The sequence below is a fragment of the Pseudoalteromonas sp. BDTF-M6 genome (assembly GCF_018334135.1).
Classification (GTDB): Bacteria; Pseudomonadota; Gammaproteobacteria; order Enterobacterales; family Alteromonadaceae; genus Pseudoalteromonas.
Window position 1 is genome coordinate 202,638 of record NZ_JAGXTQ010000002.1, and the last position, 20,139, is coordinate 222,776.

General features: G+C 50.8%; 23 protein-coding genes. 16 read left to right on the forward strand and 7 right to left on the reverse strand.

Annotation, left to right across the window (positions count from 1 at the left end):
- Positions 1–447: 447 nt before the first annotated feature.
- Positions 448–2,895: a glycerol-3-phosphate 1-O-acyltransferase PlsB gene (plsB, locus tag KD147_RS05180; RefSeq protein WP_212547137.1), complete on the reverse strand. Its 2,448-nt coding sequence runs from the start codon at positions 2,893–2,895 to the stop codon at positions 448–450.
- A 787-nt stretch (positions 2,896–3,682) separates the two neighbouring features.
- Between plsB and rpsJ the strand changes: the two genes are divergently transcribed.
- From rpsJ to KD147_RS05250, 14 genes are all read left to right on the forward strand, one after another.
- Entirely contained in the window at positions 3,683–3,994 is a 312-nt protein-coding gene (rpsJ, locus tag KD147_RS05185) for a 30S ribosomal protein S10 (protein WP_010376390.1), read from the forward strand.
- A 27-nt stretch (positions 3,995–4,021) separates the two neighbouring features.
- Positions 4,022–4,657, forward strand: coding sequence for a 50S ribosomal protein L3 (rplC, locus tag KD147_RS05190; protein ID WP_105253320.1), 636 nt, complete (start codon positions 4,022–4,024; stop codon positions 4,655–4,657).
- Between the two features lie 17 nt (positions 4,658–4,674).
- Positions 4,675–5,280 carry a 50S ribosomal protein L4 gene (gene rplD, locus KD147_RS05195; RefSeq protein WP_105189381.1) on the forward strand — a complete coding sequence of 202 codons (606 nt, stop codon included), beginning with the start codon at positions 4,675–4,677 and terminating at the stop codon, positions 5,278–5,280.
- Entirely contained in the window at positions 5,277–5,579 is a 303-nt protein-coding gene (rplW, locus tag KD147_RS05200) for a 50S ribosomal protein L23 (protein WP_105199951.1), read from the forward strand. The genes rplD and rplW overlap by 4 nt, the downstream gene beginning before the upstream one ends.
- Before the next feature lie 17 nt (positions 5,580–5,596).
- On the forward strand, positions 5,597–6,421 hold the full coding sequence (gene rplB, locus KD147_RS05205; RefSeq protein WP_105189379.1) for a 50S ribosomal protein L2: 825 nt from the start codon (positions 5,597–5,599) through the stop codon (positions 6,419–6,421).
- A 16-nt stretch (positions 6,422–6,437) separates the two neighbouring features.
- A complete protein-coding gene (gene rpsS, locus KD147_RS05210) occupies positions 6,438–6,716 on the forward strand; it encodes a 30S ribosomal protein S19 (protein ID WP_010367084.1) in 279 nt (92 codons plus the stop codon).
- 12 nt (positions 6,717–6,728) lie between these two features.
- A complete protein-coding gene (gene rplV, locus KD147_RS05215) occupies positions 6,729–7,061 on the forward strand; it encodes a 50S ribosomal protein L22 (RefSeq protein ID WP_105189398.1) in 333 nt (110 codons plus the stop codon).
- A 12-nt stretch (positions 7,062–7,073) separates the two neighbouring features.
- Positions 7,074–7,775: a 30S ribosomal protein S3 gene (gene rpsC, locus KD147_RS05220; RefSeq protein WP_105189378.1), complete on the forward strand. Its 702-nt coding sequence runs from the start codon at positions 7,074–7,076 to the stop codon at positions 7,773–7,775.
- Between the two features lie 12 nt (positions 7,776–7,787).
- Positions 7,788–8,201, forward strand: coding sequence for a 50S ribosomal protein L16 (gene rplP / locus KD147_RS05225; RefSeq protein WP_105253321.1), 414 nt, complete (start codon positions 7,788–7,790; stop codon positions 8,199–8,201).
- Positions 8,201–8,392 (forward strand): 50S ribosomal protein L29, encoded by a 192-nt coding sequence (rpmC, locus tag KD147_RS05230; protein WP_105189377.1) that lies wholly within the window; start codon positions 8,201–8,203, stop codon positions 8,390–8,392. The genes rplP and rpmC overlap by 1 nt, the downstream gene beginning before the upstream one ends.
- On the forward strand, positions 8,392–8,649 hold the full coding sequence (gene rpsQ / locus KD147_RS05235) for a 30S ribosomal protein S17 (RefSeq protein WP_105253322.1): 258 nt from the start codon (positions 8,392–8,394) through the stop codon (positions 8,647–8,649). The genes rpmC and rpsQ overlap by 1 nt, the downstream gene beginning before the upstream one ends.
- Positions 8,650–9,050: 401 nt before the next feature.
- The gene (locus tag KD147_RS05240; protein WP_158684689.1) at positions 9,051–9,608 is read left to right on the forward strand and encodes an RNA polymerase sigma factor; all 558 of its coding nucleotides are present in this window, start codon (positions 9,051–9,053) and stop codon (positions 9,606–9,608) included.
- The gene (locus tag KD147_RS05245) at positions 9,608–10,246 is read left to right on the forward strand and encodes an NrsF family protein (protein WP_212547138.1); all 639 of its coding nucleotides are present in this window, start codon (positions 9,608–9,610) and stop codon (positions 10,244–10,246) included. Before KD147_RS05240 ends, KD147_RS05245 begins: the two co-directional genes overlap by 1 nt.
- A 322-nt stretch (positions 10,247–10,568) precedes the next feature.
- Positions 10,569–11,870, forward strand: a complete 1,302-nt coding sequence (locus KD147_RS05250; RefSeq protein WP_212547139.1) for an NAD(P)/FAD-dependent oxidoreductase — start codon at positions 10,569–10,571, stop codon at positions 11,868–11,870.
- 49 nt (positions 11,871–11,919) lie between these two features.
- On the opposite strand, the gene KD147_RS05255 is transcribed toward KD147_RS05250, so the two are convergent.
- Positions 11,920–12,285, reverse strand: coding sequence for a hypothetical protein (locus KD147_RS05255; RefSeq protein WP_105189372.1), 366 nt, complete (start codon positions 12,283–12,285; stop codon positions 11,920–11,922).
- 221 nt (positions 12,286–12,506) lie between these two features.
- Here KD147_RS05255 and KD147_RS05260 point away from each other — a divergent pair, with 221 nt between their 5' ends.
- Complete coding sequence (locus KD147_RS05260; protein ID WP_105189371.1) at positions 12,507–13,100, forward strand: hypothetical protein; 594 nt, start codon at positions 12,507–12,509, stop codon at positions 13,098–13,100.
- 37 nt (positions 13,101–13,137) lie between these two features.
- On the opposite strand, the gene acnA is transcribed toward KD147_RS05260, so the two are convergent.
- Positions 13,138–15,879: an aconitate hydratase AcnA gene (gene acnA / locus KD147_RS05265; RefSeq protein ID WP_212547140.1), complete on the reverse strand. Its 2,742-nt coding sequence runs from the start codon at positions 15,877–15,879 to the stop codon at positions 13,138–13,140.
- A 166-nt stretch (positions 15,880–16,045) separates the two neighbouring features.
- Positions 16,046–16,429, reverse strand: coding sequence for an RNA-binding S4 domain-containing protein (locus tag KD147_RS05270; RefSeq protein ID WP_105253331.1), 384 nt, complete (start codon positions 16,427–16,429; stop codon positions 16,046–16,048).
- Between the two features lie 221 nt (positions 16,430–16,650).
- On the opposite strand from KD147_RS05270, the gene KD147_RS05275 reads away from it, so the two are divergent.
- The gene (locus KD147_RS05275; RefSeq protein WP_212547141.1) at positions 16,651–16,962 is read left to right on the forward strand and encodes a hypothetical protein; all 312 of its coding nucleotides are present in this window, start codon (positions 16,651–16,653) and stop codon (positions 16,960–16,962) included.
- Positions 16,963–17,034: 72 nt separating this feature from the next.
- Here the strand turns inward: KD147_RS05275 and cysQ are convergent, their stop codons facing one another.
- Genes cysQ through KD147_RS05290 form a run of 3 tightly spaced genes read right to left on the reverse strand, consistent with a single transcriptional unit; the run spans position 17,035 to position 20,139 of the window.
- The gene (gene cysQ / locus KD147_RS05280; RefSeq protein ID WP_212547142.1) at positions 17,035–17,805 is read right to left on the reverse strand and encodes a 3'(2'),5'-bisphosphate nucleotidase CysQ; all 771 of its coding nucleotides are present in this window, start codon (positions 17,803–17,805) and stop codon (positions 17,035–17,037) included.
- Between the two features lie 3 nt (positions 17,806–17,808).
- Positions 17,809–18,405: an adenylyl-sulfate kinase gene (gene cysC / locus KD147_RS05285; protein ID WP_212547143.1), complete on the reverse strand. Its 597-nt coding sequence runs from the start codon at positions 18,403–18,405 to the stop codon at positions 17,809–17,811.
- A 15-nt stretch (positions 18,406–18,420) separates the two neighbouring features.
- Positions 18,421–20,139: an SLC13 family permease gene (locus KD147_RS05290; protein ID WP_212547144.1), complete on the reverse strand. Its 1,719-nt coding sequence runs from the start codon at positions 20,137–20,139 to the stop codon at positions 18,421–18,423.

The following is a 20,139-nucleotide window of genomic DNA, read 5'->3' on the forward strand; positions in this document are numbered from 1 at the left end:
TTGGGTGTCGTCGCCAACGCGACCAGATCTATCAGCTACAACCGCAGTCGGCGGCCAGAAAAAATCAATATGCCCGCAAGGTTAAAGCCTCACCTACAACCACAAACTCCAACCCACCTCAGGAACACCGATGTGTCAGTGAATTCCCCTTACATTGCATCCGAAACGTGATGCGAGAAGAGTAATCGCCCGCTGGACTGCGGGCGAAAACATGCTCAGTACAGGGAAGTGCTGTGCATGTTGGTTACGTTCATTTCTCGTAGCGCGTTGAGGAAAGAATGCAATGTTGGGGCGCCTAGGGGTTCCAAGGGGTGGTTGGCGTAAACCACCCTTTGGGTGTCGTCGCCACCGCGACATGATCTAACAGTTACCACTGTTGTCGGCTGTTCGACAAGAGCTATCAATAACCACCGCTGTCGGCGCAGAGCGCCGACCTACAAGTCAGGCCTAAGCCTGACCTGCATGCATCGCCGCTATGGCATCACTAATCGACTGCCACAACCTGGCCGGCAGCAGGTGCTGTAGATCTTGGTACAGGGCAACCAGCTCGTCGGTATGGGCGAGGGCATTGTCGCGCTGATGCACCAAGCCCTGCTCTTTAAGGCTGGTAATAAAGCCGGTCAGTACCTTCTTATCGAAGAATTCCGGGCTCTTAATGCCATGCAAGGTGCCCAGGCGGTTAGCGACTACGGCGCCTTCTTTTTCCAGCTCAGATGGGCTCATATCGCCGCTTTGGCTTAATAGGCCTATGACTATGGCGTAGCGCAGCAGGGTGTGGTGTACCACCTTGCCGAGCATTTCCAGGGTGGCCTGGTTGTCACCCGCTTTGATCACTTCCAGCTGCTCGCCATGTTGGCGAATAAGGCCCTGTTCGGCAAAGCTGGCGAGAATCTTGTCGATGTAGTCTTCGTTCAGCTCGGGCAGGAACCATTCCTTGGCAAACAAGGGGTAGAGGCGTTGAACCTGTGCCTTGCACTCGCTAACAGTGATGCTGTGGTGGTTAAACAGCTGCTGGGCGATGACGCTGGGCACCGCAAACAGGTGCAGCACATTGTTGCGGTAGTAGTTAAACAGGGTGCGCTCTTTTTCTTTAATGGCAATGATGTCGCCAAACGGGTCGTTGACCACATCAAACTTATTGAGCGTCAGCGCGTGCTCCAGCAGCTCGGCGCTGTTTTGCTGGGGCAGGGTTAACTTGTCGCTGAGCGGCGCATCGCGGTGCAGGCGCAGATAGAAATCCATCTGCTCCAACAGTTGTGACTTACTGAGCGCAAACTGATCATTGGTTAACAAGATGGTGGCCAGCAGGTTCACCGAGTTCAATGCCGCGGCACTGTTGATATTGAGCATGATCTCGTCGGCCAGATTGCTGACCTGCTTACCCAGCCAGGCCGGCTTTTGTACATCGGTGGGGTGAATCGCCTCGCGCCAGTTCGGCTGCTGCTCATTGAGGAACTGGTTGATATTGATGGGCGCACCAAAGTTCACGTTGCCGCGACCATAGTTCTTGAGGTTTTTAATGGCCTTGAAAATACCCAGCACGGACTCGTTCTTTTTATTGTCGCCGGCCAGCTCTTTGAGGTAGGTGTTGATCTCCATCACATGCTCATAGCCGATATACACGGGCACTATGCTGATGGGGCGGTCGATGCCGCGCAGCATGGCCTGCAGGGTCATGGCCAGCATGCCGGTTTTCGGTGGCAACAGGCGACCGGTACGGCTACGCCCGCCTTCGGTGTAAAACTTCACCGAGTAGCCGTTAATAAAGAGCTGACTTAGGTATTCTTTAAACACCGCCGAGTAGAGCTTGTTACCGCTGAAGGAGCGGCGAATAAAGAAGGCGCCGCTGCGACGGAATATGGGCCCGGCGGGGAAGAAGTCGAGGTTAATGCCCGCAGCGATATGCGGCGGCACCAGGCCCTGGTGATAAATCACGTAGGTGAGTAACAGGTAGTCCATATGGCTGCGGTGGCAGGGCACATAGATGATCTCGTGACCTTTGTCGGTCAGCTCGCGCACCTGCTCGGCATAGTTCACATCGATGCCGTTATAGAGCTTATTCCACAGCCAGGTAAGAATACGGTCGGCAACACGGACCATGGCATCGGAATAGTTGGCGGCGATTTCATCGAGCAGACGCAGGGCATTTTGTCGCGCCTGGTCCTGGCTGATGCCCTTAGCCTTGGCTTCATCGGCAATGGCTTTTTTAATGGTTGGCGACGCCAGCAAGGAATTAAACAGGGCTTCGCGCGACGGCAGTTTGGGGCCGGTGGCCGCCAGCTTTTGGCGACGGAAGTGCACCCGGGCCACGCGCAGCAGCTTTTGTGGCAATTCATCTTTATCGCCCTTATCGTGCACCAGCTGGGTTAAATCCAGGGGCTGGCTAAAGCGAATAAGGTTGTCGCGCCCGGAAAATAACACCACAAAAAACTTCCGGAACCAGCTCGGTGTTAAGGAGTGGGAGATCAGCGTGCTTAAACCCGGCTTTTCTTTCCCCGGGTTGCGGCCCCACAGAATGGTGACCGGAATAATCTGGATTTTTTGTTGCGGTTGCTTGGCCAGAGCATCGAAAATCGCCTTACCCTGTTGCAGTGCACAGCTGGGGCGGCTTTTAGTGCCGAACACCGGTGGTGGATTTTGAATGCCGATGAAGCGCGGCAGCTCGGTGTCGGCCAGGCTCTGCTCCTGGGTGGGGTCGGGCAGGCCCAGCTTGCGACAGACCTTCGCCAGGGCGGCGATATCGAGGCGTGAGTTTAAGCGGCCAATGTAGAAGGTCGGTACCGAGGTATCGAGCTCAAAGTCGGCAATCGGTTGCTGCGGCAGTACCTTGGACCTTACACAAATGGCATTTAAGCAACGGGCTAAAAAGTCGACGCTGCGGTTTAAAATCTTCATTTACTCTCACTCGCTTAACCGCGTTACCACGGGGGTAACAACCGATTAGGTAATCTTGTTTATTAATACTTTGTTTAATCTAGCGGGCCAAAGGTTAGGCTGGCTTGGTATAAAAATTATTTATACAGAACAACTATATACCATAATTTTAGCCTTGCTATCCTGCGTCTCTATCCGACGCTGTGGCCGCTTACTTTATTAATGCAATTGGCATCAAAAAACACAAAAAAGGGCGCAAATGATACCAAGTTATAACTGGACTGACCATTGCCATGAGCTGGCTTAGCGCCTGAGCCAAGGGCGCGGGGAGGTTTTGCCTCCCACTGCAGCGAGGAAAGGGATTGGCCTTGGTACATAAAATGAACAGGCTTTAAGCCTGCTGTCAGTTAAAAGTCTCGATAATACGAACAATGGCTGCGAAAAACGCGCCAGGCTCGGTATTTAGTCGTATCCCTGGGGCTGAATTCTGTGTTGCGGCAGACAAGAAGGACGGGTGAGTGGCGCAGCATCAAGCGCTTCCTCCTTCTTGTCCACCGTACCCATCCCTTCCCTGAAAAAACTGTTGCATTTATCGCCAATCTCTCTATAATATGCGGACTTTCTTTGCCTTAGGTGTTTCACCAAGGACTTGGAAAGCTAGATATAGCTTGGATTTCAAGCATAAACAGGAGCTCCGATTTGGAGCTCAATGGTAGAAAATGAAAGGACAACCGACTTCTTAGTAGTAAGTAAGTTTCGGGTGTTTTTTTATGCTCTTTTTAAATGCTCTTTTTATTGAGGTTTTAGAATGTCAAATCAACGCATTCGCATTCGCCTAAAAGCTTTTGACCACCGTTTGATTGACCAATCAACGGCGGAAATTGTGGAAACTGCGAAACGCACAGGTGCTCAGGTACGTGGTCCAATCCCACTTCCTACACGCAAAGAACGTTTCACTGTATTGATCTCTCCGCACGTTAACAAAGACGCGCGTGATCAGTACGAGATCCGCACCCACAAACGTCTGATCGACATCGTAGAACCAACAGACAAGACTGTAGACGCTCTAATGCGCCTAGACCTTGCTGCTGGTGTTGATGTTCAAATCAGCCTGGGTTAATCGGAAGATTAGAGAGGTTTTAGGAAAATGGCATTAGGTCTAGTCGGTCGTAAAGTGGGCATGACTCGTATCTTCACTGAAGATGGCGTATCTATCCCAGTAACCGTAATCGAAGCGACTCCTAACCGTGTTACGCAGATCAAATCTGACGCAACAGACGGTTATAACGCGCTTCAAGTAACCGCAGGCGAGAAAAAAGCTAGCCGTGTAAACAAACCAGCAGCGGGTCACTTCGCTAAAGCTGGCGTTGAAGCGGGTCGTGGTCTGTGGGAATTCCGTCTTAATGGCGGTGAAGGCGACTTCGAAGTTGGTAACGAAATCACTGTTGAAGTATTCAACGAAGTGAAAAAAGTTGACGTTACCGGTACTTCTAAAGGTAAAGGTTTCCAAGGTGGTGTTAAGCGCTGGAACTTCAGCATGCAAGACGCTACACACGGTAACTCTTTGTCTCACCGTGCTCCTGGTTCAATCGGTCAAAACCAATCACCTGGTAAGGTGTTTAAAGGTAAGAAAATGGCCGGTCACATGGGTGCTGAGCGTGTAACTACTCAGAACCTAGAACTAGTACGTGTTGACGCTGAGCGTAATCTGCTTCTAGTTAAAGGTGCAGTACCTGGCGCTATCGGCGGTGACGTAATCGTTAAACCAGCTGTTAAAGCATAAGTCCTGGAGATTTAGTGATGGAATTAGCAATTAAAGACGCGTCAGGCGCTCTTGAAGTTTCCGAAGCTACTTTTGGACGTGAGTTTAACGAAGCATTAGTACACCAAGTAGTTGTTGCTTACGCAGCAGGTGCTCGTCAAGGTACTAAAGCTCAGAAGACACGTTCTGAAGTAAGCGGTGGCGGTAAGAAGCCATGGCGTCAAAAAGGTACTGGCCGTGCACGTGCTGGTACAATCCGTAGCCCAATCTGGCGCAGCGGTGGTGTGACTTTTGCAGCTAAGCCGCAAGATCACAGCCAAAAAGTAAACCGTAAGATGTATCGCGGTGCGATCAAGAGCATCTTATCTGAGCTTGTTCGTCAAGAGCGTTTAGTTGTAGTTGAGAACTTCGGTATCGAAGCTCCTAAGACTAAAGCCCTTGTAGCTAAGCTGAAAGAGCTTGAGCTTAAAGACGTACTAATCGTGACTGAAGAAGTAGAAGAGAATCTATTCCTTGCAGCACGTAACCTGTACAAGGTTGACGTACGTGACGTAGCTGGCATCGACCCAGTAAGCCTAATCGCTTTCGATAAGGTTGTTATGACTAAGGGTGCTGTAAAGCAACTTGAGGAGGCGCTAGCATGATCCGTGAAGAACGTCTTTTAAAAGTAATCCTTGCTCCACATATCTCTGAGAAGAGCACTGTATCTGCTGAAGATAACAACACGATTGTTTTCAAAGTACTAAAAGATGCAACTAAAGCTGACGTTAAAGCAGCTGTAGAAAAGCTTTTCGAAGTAGAAGTAACTGGTGTTCGCACACTTAATGTTAAGGGTAAAACAAAGCGTACTGGTATGCGTTTCGGTCGTCGTAGCGACTGGAAGAAAGCCTACGTTACTCTTAAAGAAGGTAGCGAGCTAGACTTTGTCGGCGGCGCCGAGTAATAAGGGGAGTTAGAATTATGGCACTTCAAAAGTGTAAACCAACTTCTGCGGGTCGTCGTCACGTCGTTAAAGTGGTTAACCCTGATCTACACAAGGGTAAGCCATACGCTCCGCTTCTAGAGAAGAACTCTAAGACCGGTGGTCGTAACAACAAAGGTCGTATCACGGTTCGTCATATCGGTGGTGGTCACAAGCATCATTACCGTGTAATTGACTTTAAACGCACTAAAGATGGCATTCCAGCTAAAGTAGAGCGTCTAGAGTATGATCCAAACCGTAGCGCGAACATCGCCTTGGTTTGTTATGCCGACGGTGAGCGTCGTTACATCATCGCTCCTAAGGGTCTTAAAGCAGGTGATCAAATCCAGTCTGGTGTTGATGCACCAATCAAAGCTGGTAACACCTTACCTATGCGCAACATGCCTGTAGGTTCGACTGTACACAACGTAGAGCTTAAGCCTGGCAAAGGTGCACAGATTGCACGTTCTGCAGGCGCTTACGTACAAATCCTAGCACGTGAAGGTCAATACGTGACTCTACGTCTTCGTTCAGGCGAAGTTCGTAAAGTACTAGCTGACTGTCGCGCAACTCTAGGTGAAGTAGGTAATGCTGAGCACATGCTACGTTCACTTGGTAAAGCCGGTGCAAACCGCTGGCGTGGTATCCGTCCGACCGTTCGTGGTGTTGCCATGAACCCGGTAGATCACCCGCACGGTGGTGGTGAAGGTCGTACTTCTGGTGGTCGTCACCCTGTATCTCCATGGGGCGTACCTACCAAAGGTTACAAGACTCGTAAGAACAAGCGTACTGATAAGTTCATCGTACGTCGTCGTACTAAATAATAGTTGAGGAATAGCCATGCCACGTTCTCTCAAGAAAGGTCCATTTATTGACCTGCACTTGCTGAAGAAGGTAGAGAAAGCGTTGGAAAGCGGTGACAAGAAGCCAATTAAAACTTGGAGCCGTCGTTCAATGATCATACCTAACATGATCGGATTGACCATCGCTGTCCATAATGGTCGTCAGCACGTTCCTGTGTTTGTCACAGACGAAATGATCGGTCACAAACTGGGTGAATTCGCACCTACACGTACTTACCGCGGTCACGCTGCGGATAAGAAAGCTAAGAAACGTTAATCGGAGGTTATGATGGAAGCATTAGCTAAACACAAATTCGCCTCTGGTTCGGCGCAAAAAGCACGTCTAGTTGCAGATCAAATCCGTGGACTACCGGTAGATCGCGCCCTAGAAATCCTGGCGTACAGCCCTAAGAAAGCGGCTGCATTAGTTAAGAAAGTACTTGAGTCTGCTATTGCTAACGCAGAGCACAACGAAGGTGCTGACATTGATGAGCTTGTAGTAGCGAAAGTATTTGTAGACGAAGGTCCTACAATGAAACGCATCATGCCTCGTGCTAAAGGACGCGCTGACCGCATCCTTAAGCGTACAAGCCACATCACTGTTGTGGTTTCGGATAACTAGGAGATATAAGTAATGGGACAAAAAGTTCATCCTACTGGTATTCGCCTAGGTATCTCTAAACCTTGGGTTTCTACCTGGTACGCGAATACAAAAGATTACTCTGAGCAGCTTTTTGGCGATCACAAAGTACGTTCTTACCTTACTAAGGAACTTAAGAACGCTTCTGTGGCTAAAATCGTTATCGAGCGCCCAGCAAAATCTATCCGTGTAACAATTCACACAGCTCGTCCTGGTGTTGTTATCGGTAAAAAAGGCGAAGACGTTGAAAAGCTACGTCAAGCTGTAACAAAAATCGCTGGTGTACCTGCGCAAATCAATATTGCGGAAGTACGTAAGCCAGAGCTTGATGCACAACTAGTAGCTGACGGTATTGCGTCACAGCTAGAGCGTCGTGTTATGTTCCGTCGCGCTATGAAGCGTTCGGTACAAAATGCAATGCGCTTAGGTGCAAAGGGTATCAAAGTTGAAGTAAGCGGTCGTCTAGGCGGCGCAGAAATCGCACGTTCTGAGTGGTACCGTGAAGGTCGTGTACCTCTACACACTCTTCGTGCTGATATCGATTACGCAACTTCTGAAGCTGCAACCACTTACGGCATCATCGGTGTTAAAGTATGGATCTTCAAAGGCGAAGTTATTGGTGGTCTTCCACTAGTTCAAGAGCAAGAGAAGCCTGCTAAACGTGGCCCGAAGAAAGCCAAGAAAAGTGCTAAGTAGGAGTAGCGAATAATGTTACAGCCAAAACGTACAAAATTCCGTAAAGTGCACAAAGGCCGCAACCGTGGTCTTGCGCAAAACGGTAACAAAGTAAGCTTCGGTACTTTCGGTCTTAAGGCTACTGGTCGTGGCCGTATGACTGCTCGTCAAATCGAAGCAGCTCGTCGTGCTATGACACGTCACATCAAGCGTCAAGGTAAAATCTGGATCCGTGTATTCCCAGACAAGCCAATCACTGAAAAGCCGCTTGAAGTTCGTATGGGTAAAGGTAAAGGTTCTGTTGAATACTGGGTTGCTGAAATTCAGCCTGGTAAAGTACTTTACGAAATGGAAGGTGTTTCAGAAGAGCTTGCTCGTGAAGCATTCAACCTAGCGTCTCGTAAATTACCATTCAAAACCACTTTTGTAACTCGGACGGTGATGTAATGAAAGCTAGCGAACTTAAAGACAAAAGCGTAGAAGAGCTTAACGCTGAACTTATTGAACTTCTTCGTGAGCAGTTTAATCTGCGCATGCAAGCAAGCACTGGTCAGCTAGCTCAATCTCATTTGCTACGTAAAGTACGTCGCGATATCGCGCGTGTTAAAACGGTTATTAACCAGAAGGCAGGTGCATAATGAGCGATAAGATCCGTACTCTACAAGGCCGTGTAATCAGCGACAAGATGGACAAGTCTTTCACTGTTGCTGTAGCCCGTTACGTGAAGCACCCGGTATACGGTAAATTCATGAAACGTACTACTAAGTTGCACGTACATGATGAAAACAACACTGCTCTAGAAGGCGATACAGTTACTATTCGTGAGTGTGCGCCTATCTCTAAGACTAAGTCTTGGACATTGGTAGAAGTTGTTGAGCGTCCTAAGAAAGCTTAATTTTTAATTAAGTCTATTTGGACCCAAAAAGCCCTGGCATTCGCCGGGGCTTTTTCATTATTGGGCCCGTTGCGGTTGGCGATATACCCACACTCCCGTCCATTCCTTCTTCACTTTTCTGTCAAGCCTCCAGCCTGTGGCGGCATGAGCTAAGCACGGCAAACTTACCCTGAACGCAGCCCAGTTTATTTTTGTGCATTGTAACCATTGCTTGCTGTCGTACGTAGTTAGTTAATATGGCGTGTTGTTGAGGTGCTATTATTAACGCTTCAAGGTGTGACAGCTTTACGAGGGTGGCTCATCCGTCTGCTGCTTTACTCGCAATGGCGTCAATCTCAGAGGACTTTCATTTTGGAATTGTCATCTTCTCGGCTTATGAACTCAGGGCCTTTTTTTCACGGATGAGCATCAATGACGCGTCGCAATCCGATAACAGCCGTTGGTCAGAGCTGATGGCCAGTGCCCAAGGCGGCTGCGAATCCGATTACCGTCAATTACTGACTGAGTTGGCAAACGTGATTCACGGCTATCTTAAAAAGCGTTTCGGGGATCAGGAGTTCATAGAAGATTGCGTCCAGGAAACCTTGCTAGCCATTCACAAGGCGCGCCATACCTATGACCCCCAGCGTCCGTTCAGGCCTTGGTTTTTCACTATAGTTCGGCACAAGGTCATAGATTATCTGCGCCACAAAAGTAGCCGCATTCAACACACGGAGCCGTATCAACTCGAAGTGCAGGGTCTTGTATCTCAGAGCCCTTCGGTGGAAGACGGCATTGATGAAGAAAACCTATTGAAGGAGTTGCCGGCTCCCCACAGGGAAGCGCTCACCTTGACCAAACTGGTAGGCCTTACTAGCAGCGAAGCCGCGAAACAATTGGGAATTTCAGAAAGCGCGCTTAAGGTGCGAGTGCACAGGGCCATCAACAAACTCAAACATATAATCGAGGCGGAAGACTAATGCCGGATCGAATAACCTTTATCGCGGAGCTCAGCCATCACCTCAAGCCGGTCGGCAGGATGCCGGATCTGGACAAGCTGGCCATGGCCTGGTTTGTGTTGAGTATGCTGTATGTCGTTGTGCTAACTCATCTCGTTGGCCCAGTGCGCCCGGACGCCTTTTCTCAGCTGTTGTCGACGCCGCGTTTCTTATTCGAAACCCTGTCGGGGGTGGTGGCGATAGTTTATGTCAGCGTGCAGGCTTTTCGGGATGCGGTGCCCGGCAGAACGAGCGGCAGATTACAGCTCCTTGGTTTAACGCTGATGTTATTCTGGCTGCTGCAATATGTAATCGGCTTAGTGGCTCCCACACTTGAGCCTGCCAGTCTGGGAAAACGACCAAGCTGTGAGTTTGAAACCCTGTTGTATTCCTTGGTGCCCCTGATCCTGGCCTGGTTTGTGACGCGTAAGTTCTATCCTCTCCACCCACGACGTATGGCCATTTCTTTGAGCCTGGCGTCCGGTATGATGCCTGCCTTGTATATGCAGCTAGCCTGCATGTATGAACCAGGCCATATTTTGCTGTTTCACATCACCCCGGGTTTGCTAGTGATGGTGATCGGATTGGGATTAGCCTGGCTTTATCGCGTAAAATGTTGAGCGGGACGACAGGCAATTACATCCACCCCATTCGCTGGGATATGCCATTTTGCTCAGCATTGGTTCACCAGTTCGCCGCGTAATTTACCTAGCCACGCATTTAGAAGCGGCAAATGCTGCAGGTCTATGTCTCGCTTAGCAAAGTTATTACATATATTAATTCAGTAGTTGGCGCCTTAATGACTTTTGTTAACAGAAGGCGTAAGCTGGGCCAAATTGTTCCTCGAAAACAAGAGATTGGCCAATCCACTGGCCAACAATACCCAAGTACATTTGACGCTTAGGTACGTGCATTTGGGTATGCAATTTTTGAGGAATAGCTATGAACGACGAATCAATACCACGCATCGTTATTGTTGGTGGTGGTGCAGGAGGATTAGAACTCGCGACGGGCTTGGGCCATAAATTGGGCAAAAAGCGCAAAGCTGAAATTATACTGATAGATCGTAACCGCACACACATCTGGAAGCCTCTACTCCATGAGGTCGCAACTGGCTCACTCGATGCTAGCTTGGATGGTGTTGTCTATTCTGCTCACGCAGCAAAGCATCATTTCATTTTCCAACTCGGTACGTTTTATAATGTTGACCGTCTTACCAAAACAATTTTACTTGCCCCCCTTTTAGATGACCGTGGCCAAGTGGTGCTTCCTGAGCGCACGCTTAAATACGATAAACTGATTCTCGCCATCGGCAGCGTGAGCAATGACTTCAATACTCCCGGAGCACAAGAGCACTGTTTCTTCTTGGATTCAGTCAGTGGTGCAGAACGTTTTCAACACACCTTGTTGGACAGCTTTACTCGCTTGCAGCAGGCGGATGAGAGCACATCAAAACTCAACGTAGCGATCATCGGTGCAGGGGCGACAGGTGTTGAATTATCTGCTGAGCTCTTTCATGTCACTAGTTTGCTTAAGATATACGGACTAGATAAGGTCAATAAAGACCGCCTGAATATTCACCTTATCGAAGCAAGTGATCGGATCCTCCCGGCACTGCCTGAGCGTATCGCTACTAAAGCGACAATGGAGCTTAAAAAAATTGGCGTAACCTTACATTTGGGTAAACGAGTATTACAAATAGATGAGCGTACTATCCACTTTGAAGATCAAACTTTGGATTGCGACATTAAGGTCTGGGCTGCAGGTGTAAAAGCACCGGACTTTTTGAAAGATCTTGGTGTCTTTGAACTCAATCGCAACAATCAAATTGTGGTTAACTCTTACCTGCAAGTAAGCGATGACGAACATATCTATGTAGTGGGGGATTGCTGTGCGTTCACGCAAGAGAACGGTTCCTTGGTACCACCGAGAGCACAATCAGCGCATCAGATGGCCAGTACGGTAAAAAACAACATCATTCGCGAGTATCAGGGCAGGCCTCTGCAACCTTTTGTTTATAAAGACCATGGTTCCCTGGTGAACTTGGCTCGCTTTAGTGCCGTTGGCAATTTGATGGGTAACCTCAGCAGTGATGTGTTTATTGAAGGCAAAATTGCGCGGTGGATGTATATGAGCCTGTACAGAATGCATCAACAAGCAGTGCATGGCACTTTGAAAATGATGGCGCTGTGGCTAAGCGAAAAACTGATGCGAGTTGTTAGGCCGAAAATGAAATTACATTAAGTGCTTAATGCGGCGCATAAACAACTTATTCGCCGCATTGAAGAAGAGGTTATGGGGTTTCTCTACCTGGGCCCAGAAGCGGACATAAGAAGTAGACATCACCTTCATCCATAAAGCCATTGGGGTTGGCATCCACCCACCAACGCCCGCCATAATAGCCGGTATCCATGGGGCCGAATTCGGTTTGTACTCCGGTGGGGCCATCCATTTCCAGCAACTGGAAATTTTCAGTGCCATTAAACGGCAAATCTTTTAACAGCAGAGTGTCGTAATAAAGGTTCTGAGAGGTCACGTAAATGACCGGAAGGTCTGGGGCCCCTTTACCCGTGGTACGCTCCTTAGCGTCGACAGCGGAAGTGAAGAGGGCAACTGCACTCACCAGGACAATCACCGTTAGGGGTTTGTATGTGTTCATAGTGGTACCTTAATCTTTAGTTGGCAATGTGCCGCGGCACATTGATTAGATTTGCGCGCTCGCATCAACGGACGCGGCGCACCTCTAAAACCCATGCTGGGTTAAAAACGAATACGCACAGTCAGGTGAAATTGTTACATCGCGGGACAAGTATTTTTGTCATTGAGGCTTCATAAACTTGCTCTAGGATCCGCCCTCTATGGATGCGAGGGGAGTTACGTATGTCTGAAGCCGGCAAGCCAATATTGATCATTGGCAATGCCCCCATCACCGAGGACATCAGTGCCGAGGTGGAAACCTATACGCGGGTGGTGCGTTTTAACTTTTGTGCCGGTATGCCCACGCACCTTGGCCGCAAATGCACCGATCTCTGGCTCAGTGCTCGTGGTCGCCAGGCCCATAAACTGGCGCACTCACAGTTGGATATCGACCCACGGCAGCTGCACAGTCTGGTGATCACCGACCCCGAGCCTAACCCTATTGCACAGCGCTTTTTTCGTTTGCTTGGCCGCCGGGGCAATCTGGATCATGGTGACGCGTTGATGGTCAAGTTTGCCGGGGCCCAGACAAGTACACGCATTACGGCGCTAGCCAGGCAGCAGCTCTTGACCGAGCTGTTACGTTTAGGGCGGCCCGATTGCACACCCAGGTGGCCGAGCTCCGGCACTCAGGCCATAGCCCATTTTGCCGCCAGCGGCAGGCCGGTGCATATCATCGGATTTGGTTTTCAAGGCTGGAAGCGTCACCCCTGGCCGTTGGAGCAGCGTTATGTGGCTAAGTTGCAGGCCGAGGGTAAGCTCAGCTATTTGGCCTAAACTGAAAAAAGCCGTGCTAGGCACGGCTTAATCTGACTTAGGAGCGCAGCATTTGCCTCAGCACATACTGCAAGATGCCGCCGTGCTTGTAGTATTCCCATTCTTTCGGGGTATCGATACGCACATCCACTCTAAACTTGGTTTGCTGTCCGTCCTCGTTGGTGGCGACAATTTCCAGCTCCTTGGCTTTATCGCAAAGACCTTTAATATCAAAGGTCTCCTTGCCGGTTAATGTCAGCTCCTCATGGCCTTCACCCTCTTTAAACTGTAACGGGAGCACGCCCATGCCAATCAGATTGGAGCGGTGGATGCGCTCATAGCTTTTGGCAATCACCGCTTTGATACCAAGCAATAGCGAGCCCTTTGCGGCCCAGTCCCGCGAAGAGCCGGTGCCGTATTCGGCGCCCGCCAAAACGATCAATGGTGTGTCGTTTTGCTGGTACTGCATGGCCGCATCGTAGATGCTGGCGATCTCATCATCGGGCTGGGTACGGGTGATCCCCCCTTCCGTGCCGGGGGCGAGCTGGTTGCGCAGGCGTACATTGGCGAAGGTGCCTCGCATCATCACCTCATGGTTACCGCGGCGCGAGCCGTAGGAGTTAAAGTTCCCTTGAGAAACACCATGTTCAATCAGGTACTGACCCGCAGGTGCATCGGCCTTAATAGCTCCCGCAGGGGAGATATGGTCGGTGGTGACCGAGTCGCCAAGTTTTGCCAAGCAACGAGCGCCCGTTATGCTTGGTAAGCCCGGCGGTTCCTTGCTCATGCCATCAAAGAAGGGGGCCCTGCGAATATAGGTGGACGCCTTATCCCATTGGTAGCGCTTAGCCTCTGGCACGGCGATATTTCGCCAGCGTTCATCACCCTTGTAAACATCGGCATAGCTTTTCGCGAACATCTCCTTGGTGACCGTGGATTTCACCAACTGCGCCACCTCGCTTACCGAAGGCCAGAGGTCTTTAAGGTAAACGTCGCGACCCTGATCATCTTGGGTGAGCGGTTCGTTATAGACATCGATATCGGTGCGTCCGGCAAGGGCATAGGCTACCACCAGAGGCGGTGAGGCGAGGAAGTTCATTTTCACATCCTGGTGAATACGGCCTTCAAAATTACGGTTACCGGAGAGAATCGAACTAACGATTAATTTATGATCAATGATGGCCTGGTGAATTTCATCGGCGAGCGGTCCTGAGTTGCCGATACAGGTGGTACAGCCATAGCCCACCAGGTTAAAGCCAAGTGCTTCTAAGTCATCCATCAGCTCGGCTTTTTTCAAGTAGTCGGTGACCACCTGTGAGCCCGGGGCTAAGGATGTTTTCACCCAGGGTTTCACATTCAGTCCCAGTTCCTTAGCCTTCTTGGCAACCAGTCCGGCGGCAAGGATCACACTGGGATTCGAGGTGTTGGTACAACTGGTAATAGCGGCAATCACACAGGCACCATCGCTAAGCTCAAACTCTTCGCCGTTATACTTCACCTTGGCTATGCCGGTGACTTCAGGCTCGGTTTGCGATTTTTTTGGTTGCCCGCCCTCGGAAACAATGCGGGCTTCCTCTTCCATCTCCAGCGCTTTTTTTTCAGCCCGCTCGTCTTGAAAGGCACGCAGGTGCTCGGTGATGGTATCGCCCGCCTCATCAAGCGGGATGCGATCCTGCGGCCGTTTTGGCCCGGCCAGGCTCGGTACCACGGTACCTAAATCCAGCTCCACGATGTCACTGTAAAGGGGTTCGTCGCCAGCCTCACGCCACATTCCCTGATGCTTGGCATAGGCCTCGATAAGGGCTATTTGCTCGTCACTGCGATTAGTGAGCTTAAGGTACTCTATGGTTTCCTGGTCGATGGGGAAGATGCCACAGGTGGCGCCGTACTCGGGCGCCATATTGGCAATGGTTGCGCGGTCCGCCAGCGGCAGATCGGCCAGGCCGTCACCGTAGAACTCAACAAACTTACCGACCACGCCTTTTTGTCTTAGTATTTGTGTGACCGTCAGAACCAGATCCGTGGCCGTGGTGCCCTCTGGCAGTGCGCCCTTGAGTTTAAAGCCTACCACCTGGGGGATAAGCAGGCTGATGGGTTGGCCGAGCATGGCGGCCTCGGCTTCGATGCCACCAACGCCCCAGCCAAGAATGCCCAGGCCGTTGATCATGGTGGTGTGCGAGTCGGTGCCAACCAAGCTGTCCGGATAGGCAAAGGTATGCCCCTGTTCATCTTTTTCAAACACCACCCGGGCCAGATACTCCAGGTTAACCTGATGCACTATGCCAGTGGCTGGAGGCACCACGGTGAGGTTATCAAAGGCCGTTTGCCCCCAGCGTAAGAATTCGTAGCGTTCCTTGTTGCGTTGGTATTCGAGCTTGGCATTGATATCGAAGGCGCCGTTGTTGCCATAGCTGTCGACCTGCACCGAGTGATCGATCACCAGTTCCGCCGGCGACAGGGGATTGATCTTGCTGGGGTCGCCACCAAGTTGCTCCATGGCATCACGCATAGCAGCTAAGTCTACTATGGCGGGCACTCCGGTGAAGTCCTGCATCACCACCCGTGCCGGCGTAAAGGCCACCTCCTTACTGGGTTTGGCTTGTGGTTGCCAATCAAGTAAGGCCTGAATATCGTCTTTGTGGATGTTCTCGCCATCTTCATGGCGCAGCAGGTTTTCCAATAAAATCTTTAACGAGAAAGGTAAGCGTTTGGCTTTATCGCCCAGTGGACTCAGCGAGTGAATATGGTACTGCCTGGCGTTGACGGTAAGCTGTGCAAGCGTGTTAAAGCTGTTATTCATTCAATACCCCTTTTTCTGCTCTTGGCGCACGAAACAATCGCACAGTACGATTCTTTGATGCGCAAGGTTCCTTGCGACTGAATTTTAGCCACATTTAAGAGCTTGGGGATATTTGCGTGTTTTTCAACCTGTCAGTGCAGGAAACTTTGTAACTCGTCCTGCGTCCTTACCCGAATGAAATAGGTTTGCGGCCCGTGTTCTCGTCGCGGTTAGAGGTTTTCTTCTTGGCTTTTTTGGGGGCCGCGGCTGGCTGCGTTTGTTTAGCGACTGCCGGCTGTTTGGCCTTTTGCGCCGCGGCCTTATGCTGTTCGCGCTGTACCATATTGGCGGCGGCGCTCAGCAAAAAGGTGTCGCCGTCGAAATGCACCGTATCACCGGCATAGAGTTTTTTACGCTTTTGCGTGCACAACTCGCCATTGACACCAATGTAGCCATCAGAGATTAAAAGCTTCGCGTGACCACCGCCTTCAACGAGGTCGAGCACTTTTAAAAGCTTACATAGTTCAATCGGCTCTTCTTCTAATTGAACTTCAATAAAATCGTCATGCATCTGGGGTAGGCTCTCTCTGGTACTGGTGCGACATTATACATCAGGTGCTGCACTAAAATGTGTCAAATTGCGCCAATGTAATGCAAACTTTTTTTCTTGTTGATAGTCTAATTTCCACAATAACAAGTATAACAAGTAGCAAAGCGCCGTTTTACTGGATGGCGTAAATATTGCTATCCAATGCTAATAATCGTAGTTAGTAACTTTAGCGGGGAAAGAATATGGGTGCGCGACAAGCGGTATTCGAGGAATTTCTAGGCCATAAATACGCACATCATTGCAGTGCCGAACAGGTACGCCTAGCCATCGCCGAGGCCATCAAGCAGGCAGACACCGAGGGCCAAAGCCTGGGTGAGCAATATTTTGCGCTGCTATCACGGTTTAACGATAACCACAGCCGCATTCTTTATCAGGGCCGAAGCGCCGAGCCATTGCTGGAGTTTTGCGAACATAAGCTGTTCAAAGAAATCACCTATGACAAGGTCAGCGTCCGAGCCTGGGCTCAAGGTCGTGGCCTTGAGCTAACTCTGTAAGGGACATTCCGAGAATTAAAAAAGCAGCCTAGGCTGCTTTTTTTTAACTTTCAATTCGACGTCGCGGGCTGCTTAAGGATGCAGGGCGCTGACGATAAAGAAGGGATTGAGGTAACTTTCTTTTTGATTATATTTTAACGGTCCGCCATCCACCGTGGTGACGCGGGCGCCAGCAATGGCGGCCACCGCATGGCCGGCACCGGTATCCCATTCGGACGTTGGCCCCAAGCGCGGGTATATATCGGCGGCACCTTCGGCGACTAAACAGAGTTTCAGCGAGCTGCCCTTGGGCACCATATCCACTTCGTCAAACTGCTTAAGGAAATTGGCCAGTTGCTCGGAAGGATGTGAGCGACTGCCGACCACGCGGATGAGTCCTTTGTTTTCCTTGGTCGTGACCTTGAGCTCGATGCGGGCTTCGCCGACCTGCTTAAAGGCGCCTATGTCCTGAGCCGCCAGGTAGCTTACTCCCAGCGCGGGGGCATCGACCACACCCAGAACCGGCTCGCCGTTCTCAATGAGGGCGATATTGATGGTGAACTCGCCGTTTTTCTTGATAAATTCCTTAGTGCCGTCGATGGGATCAACCAGCCAGTAGCGTTGCCATTGTTGTCGCTCCTGCCAGCAGATGGCGGCGCTTTCCTCGCTGAGCACGGGGAGCTCAGGAGTCAGCTTCTCCAGTCCAGCAAGGATCACCTTGTGAGCGGCTAGGTCGGCATCGGTCACCGGGCTTTTATCGTCCTTATACTCAACGTTAAAGTCCTTGTTATAGATGCGCATGGCCGCTTTTCCGGCGTCTTGTGCCAGTTGCAGTATCTGTTCGAGCAGTTCTGGAGAAGTCATGGGTTATCCTATTATGTTTTTGTCGCGTAAGTAGGCGATAAGTTGCGCCACGCAGCTTTCTATATCCTGTGTTGAGGTGTTAATACTGAGCTCCGGATTACTCGGCACCTCATAGCCCGAGTCAATACCGGTAAAGTGGGCGATTTCGCCGGCCCGCGCTTTCTTATACAAGCCCTTGGGGTCCCGTTGCTCGCAGGTGGCCAGCGGCGTATCCAAATACACCTCGATAAACTCGGCGTCCCCTACAAGATTTCGGACCATATCCCTTTCTTCCTGAAATGGGGAAATAAACGCGGTGAGTACAATTAAACCGGCATCGACCATAAGCTTAGCGGTTTCACCAACGCGGCGAATATTTTCTTTACGATCGGCGTCGCTAAAACCAAGATCGCCGCACAGGCCATGGCGAACATTATCGCCATCGAGCAGGTAGGTATGATGGCCCAACTCAAACAGCTTGGCTTCCAGGGCGCCGGCTATGGTACTTTTGCCCGAGCCGGAAAAGCCGGTAAACCACAGGATGCAGCTTTTATGGCCATTTTGTTGTTGTCTTTTTTGTTTATCGACACCGTGTTGGTGCCACACTATGTTCTCATCCATTCTCTGGTCTCGATATTAAAACTCAAATACATAGCCGATCAGTGACAACACCACGGCGGCGTAGGCCAATGACATTAACACACCGAGGCGGGCAAAGTCGGCAAAGCGATATTGCCCGGCGTTCATCACTATCATATTGGTTTGGTAACTATAGGGGCTGATAAAGGCGGCGCTGGCGCCATAGGCCACCGTCATGGCGAAGGGCATCAGGCTCACCTCTAAGGAGCTGGCCAGGCCATAAGCGAGCGGAAACATCAGCGCCGCAGCGGCATTATTGGTGATCAGCTCGGTCAGTAGCACGGTCAGCACATACACCAGTACCAGGGCCATAAAGGGGGTGAGCCCCTGATGCTCTCCCAGCCAGTGTTGCAAAGCCAGTTCGGCGCCGGAGCCGCTAAAGGCATTGGCCAGACCCAGGGCCGAGGCGATAATGATCACCAGCTCAAAGGGAAAACGACGTTTTAATTCCTGGCCGTCGAGTACCTTGGTGGCCAACAGCAGGGCGACAAACACCAATAGGCCCTGTACCAGGGGCACTAAGGCGGTGGCGGCCAGGGCAATAACCGCGGCAAAGCCACCGAGCAGGGCGAATTCGCTAACGCGATTATAGGCCTTGGCGACACTGTGCTCGCTGACAAAGTAAAAGTTCTTATCCAGGTTGTTGCGGTTTTGAAAGTCGCGGCCCACCGCCAGCATCAGCCGGTCGCCGGGACGTATGGCAACCTCGCCAAGCTTGCCAGAGAGGCGTCCACGGTTGCGGTGGATCGCTACCACAGCGGCATCGAATTTGGCGCGAAAACCCACGTCCTTTAAGGTCTGGCCCACCAGGGTCGAGGTATGGGTGACTATGACTTCTTGCAGGTTTGAGCTCAGTAAACCATTGCTGTCGGCGAACAGGGTGATCCCGGGAATGCGCTGCAGGGCGGTCACGCTCTGCACATTGCCGGTAAAAATCAGCTTATCGCCGGCGCGTATCTTGTTTTGTGGGCGAACCGGGCTGATCAAACGCTTTTCTCGGACTATTTCCACTAAGAAGAGGTCGTCCAAATCGCGCAGACCATTTTTTTCTATGCTTTTGCCAATCAGGGGGGAGTCCGTATTGACCTTGGCTTCAAGCAGGTACTCCTTGTGTTCGCCTTCAACCCTGGGGTAGTCGGGCAGCAGCTTATGGCAAAAGATCAGCAAGAGGACGCCCACCAGAGTGACGGCCAGGCCTATGGGCAAAAAGCTAAACATGGCCAGGCTCAGGTCATCGTATTGCTGGGTAAAGCTGTTAACTATCAGGTTAGTCGAGGTACCGACCAAGGTGGTGGTGCCCCCTAAAATGGCCGCATACGACAGCGGGATCAGCAGCTTGGATGGCGCATGATGTTTATTACGCGTTAGCGGACCGACTAAAGAAGCGACCACGGCGGTGTTATTTAAAAACGCCGAGGCTGCCGCCGTCAGTGTGCTGACCTTGATAATGCTTAATTTTAAGGAGGGACTAACGATGCGTTTAGCCAGGACCTGCAGCAAGGAGGTGCGCTCCAGAGCAATGGAAACCAGCATCAGCAACACCAGGCTGACCAGCCCGGTGTTGGTAAAGTTGCCCAGCAGGGTTGCTGTATCCACATACCCCAGGGCATAGCAGCCGAGTAATGCGCTGAAAAACAGGGTCGCCGGACGCACATGGGTTAAGACCAGGGCGGCAAATAGGGCGGCTATTATCAGCACATAAAAAACGGCATCCAT

Excerpts from the sequence above, each read along its gene's own strand:
- plsB (WP_212547137.1), bottom strand. The coding sequence starts at position 2,895 with ATGAAGATTTTAAACCGCAGCGTCGACTTTTTAGCCCGTTGCTTAAAT.
- rpsJ (WP_010376390.1), top strand. The coding sequence starts at position 3,683 with ATGTCAAATCAACGCATTCGCATTCGCCTAAAAGCTTTTGACCACCGT.
- rplC (WP_105253320.1), top strand. The coding sequence starts at position 4,022 with ATGGCATTAGGTCTAGTCGGTCGTAAAGTGGGCATGACTCGTATCTTC.
- rplD (WP_105189381.1), top strand. The coding sequence starts at position 4,675 with ATGGAATTAGCAATTAAAGACGCGTCAGGCGCTCTTGAAGTTTCCGAA.
- rplW (WP_105199951.1), top strand. The coding sequence starts at position 5,277 with ATGATCCGTGAAGAACGTCTTTTAAAAGTAATCCTTGCTCCACATATC.
- rplB (WP_105189379.1), top strand. The coding sequence starts at position 5,597 with ATGGCACTTCAAAAGTGTAAACCAACTTCTGCGGGTCGTCGTCACGTC.
- rpsS (WP_010367084.1), top strand. The coding sequence starts at position 6,438 with ATGCCACGTTCTCTCAAGAAAGGTCCATTTATTGACCTGCACTTGCTG.
- rplV (WP_105189398.1), top strand. The coding sequence starts at position 6,729 with ATGGAAGCATTAGCTAAACACAAATTCGCCTCTGGTTCGGCGCAAAAA.
- rpsC (WP_105189378.1), top strand. The coding sequence starts at position 7,074 with ATGGGACAAAAAGTTCATCCTACTGGTATTCGCCTAGGTATCTCTAAA.
- rplP (WP_105253321.1), top strand. The coding sequence starts at position 7,788 with ATGTTACAGCCAAAACGTACAAAATTCCGTAAAGTGCACAAAGGCCGC.
- rpmC (WP_105189377.1), top strand. The coding sequence starts at position 8,201 with ATGAAAGCTAGCGAACTTAAAGACAAAAGCGTAGAAGAGCTTAACGCT.
- rpsQ (WP_105253322.1), top strand. The coding sequence starts at position 8,392 with ATGAGCGATAAGATCCGTACTCTACAAGGCCGTGTAATCAGCGACAAG.
- KD147_RS05240 (WP_158684689.1), top strand. The coding sequence starts at position 9,051 with ATGAGCATCAATGACGCGTCGCAATCCGATAACAGCCGTTGGTCAGAG.
- KD147_RS05245 (WP_212547138.1), top strand. The coding sequence starts at position 9,608 with ATGCCGGATCGAATAACCTTTATCGCGGAGCTCAGCCATCACCTCAAG.
- KD147_RS05250 (WP_212547139.1), top strand. The coding sequence starts at position 10,569 with ATGAACGACGAATCAATACCACGCATCGTTATTGTTGGTGGTGGTGCA.
- KD147_RS05255 (WP_105189372.1), bottom strand. The coding sequence starts at position 12,285 with ATGAACACATACAAACCCCTAACGGTGATTGTCCTGGTGAGTGCAGTT.
- KD147_RS05260 (WP_105189371.1), top strand. The coding sequence starts at position 12,507 with ATGTCTGAAGCCGGCAAGCCAATATTGATCATTGGCAATGCCCCCATC.
- acnA (WP_212547140.1), bottom strand. The coding sequence starts at position 15,879 with ATGAATAACAGCTTTAACACGCTTGCACAGCTTACCGTCAACGCCAGG.
- KD147_RS05270 (WP_105253331.1), bottom strand. The coding sequence starts at position 16,429 with ATGCATGACGATTTTATTGAAGTTCAATTAGAAGAAGAGCCGATTGAA.
- KD147_RS05275 (WP_212547141.1), top strand. The coding sequence starts at position 16,651 with ATGGGTGCGCGACAAGCGGTATTCGAGGAATTTCTAGGCCATAAATAC.
- cysQ (WP_212547142.1), bottom strand. The coding sequence starts at position 17,805 with ATGACTTCTCCAGAACTGCTCGAACAGATACTGCAACTGGCACAAGAC.
- cysC (WP_212547143.1), bottom strand. The coding sequence starts at position 18,405 with ATGGATGAGAACATAGTGTGGCACCAACACGGTGTCGATAAACAAAAA.
- KD147_RS05290 (WP_212547144.1), bottom strand. The coding sequence starts at position 20,139 with ATGGATGCCGTTTTTTATGTGCTGATAATAGCCGCCCTATTTGCCGCC.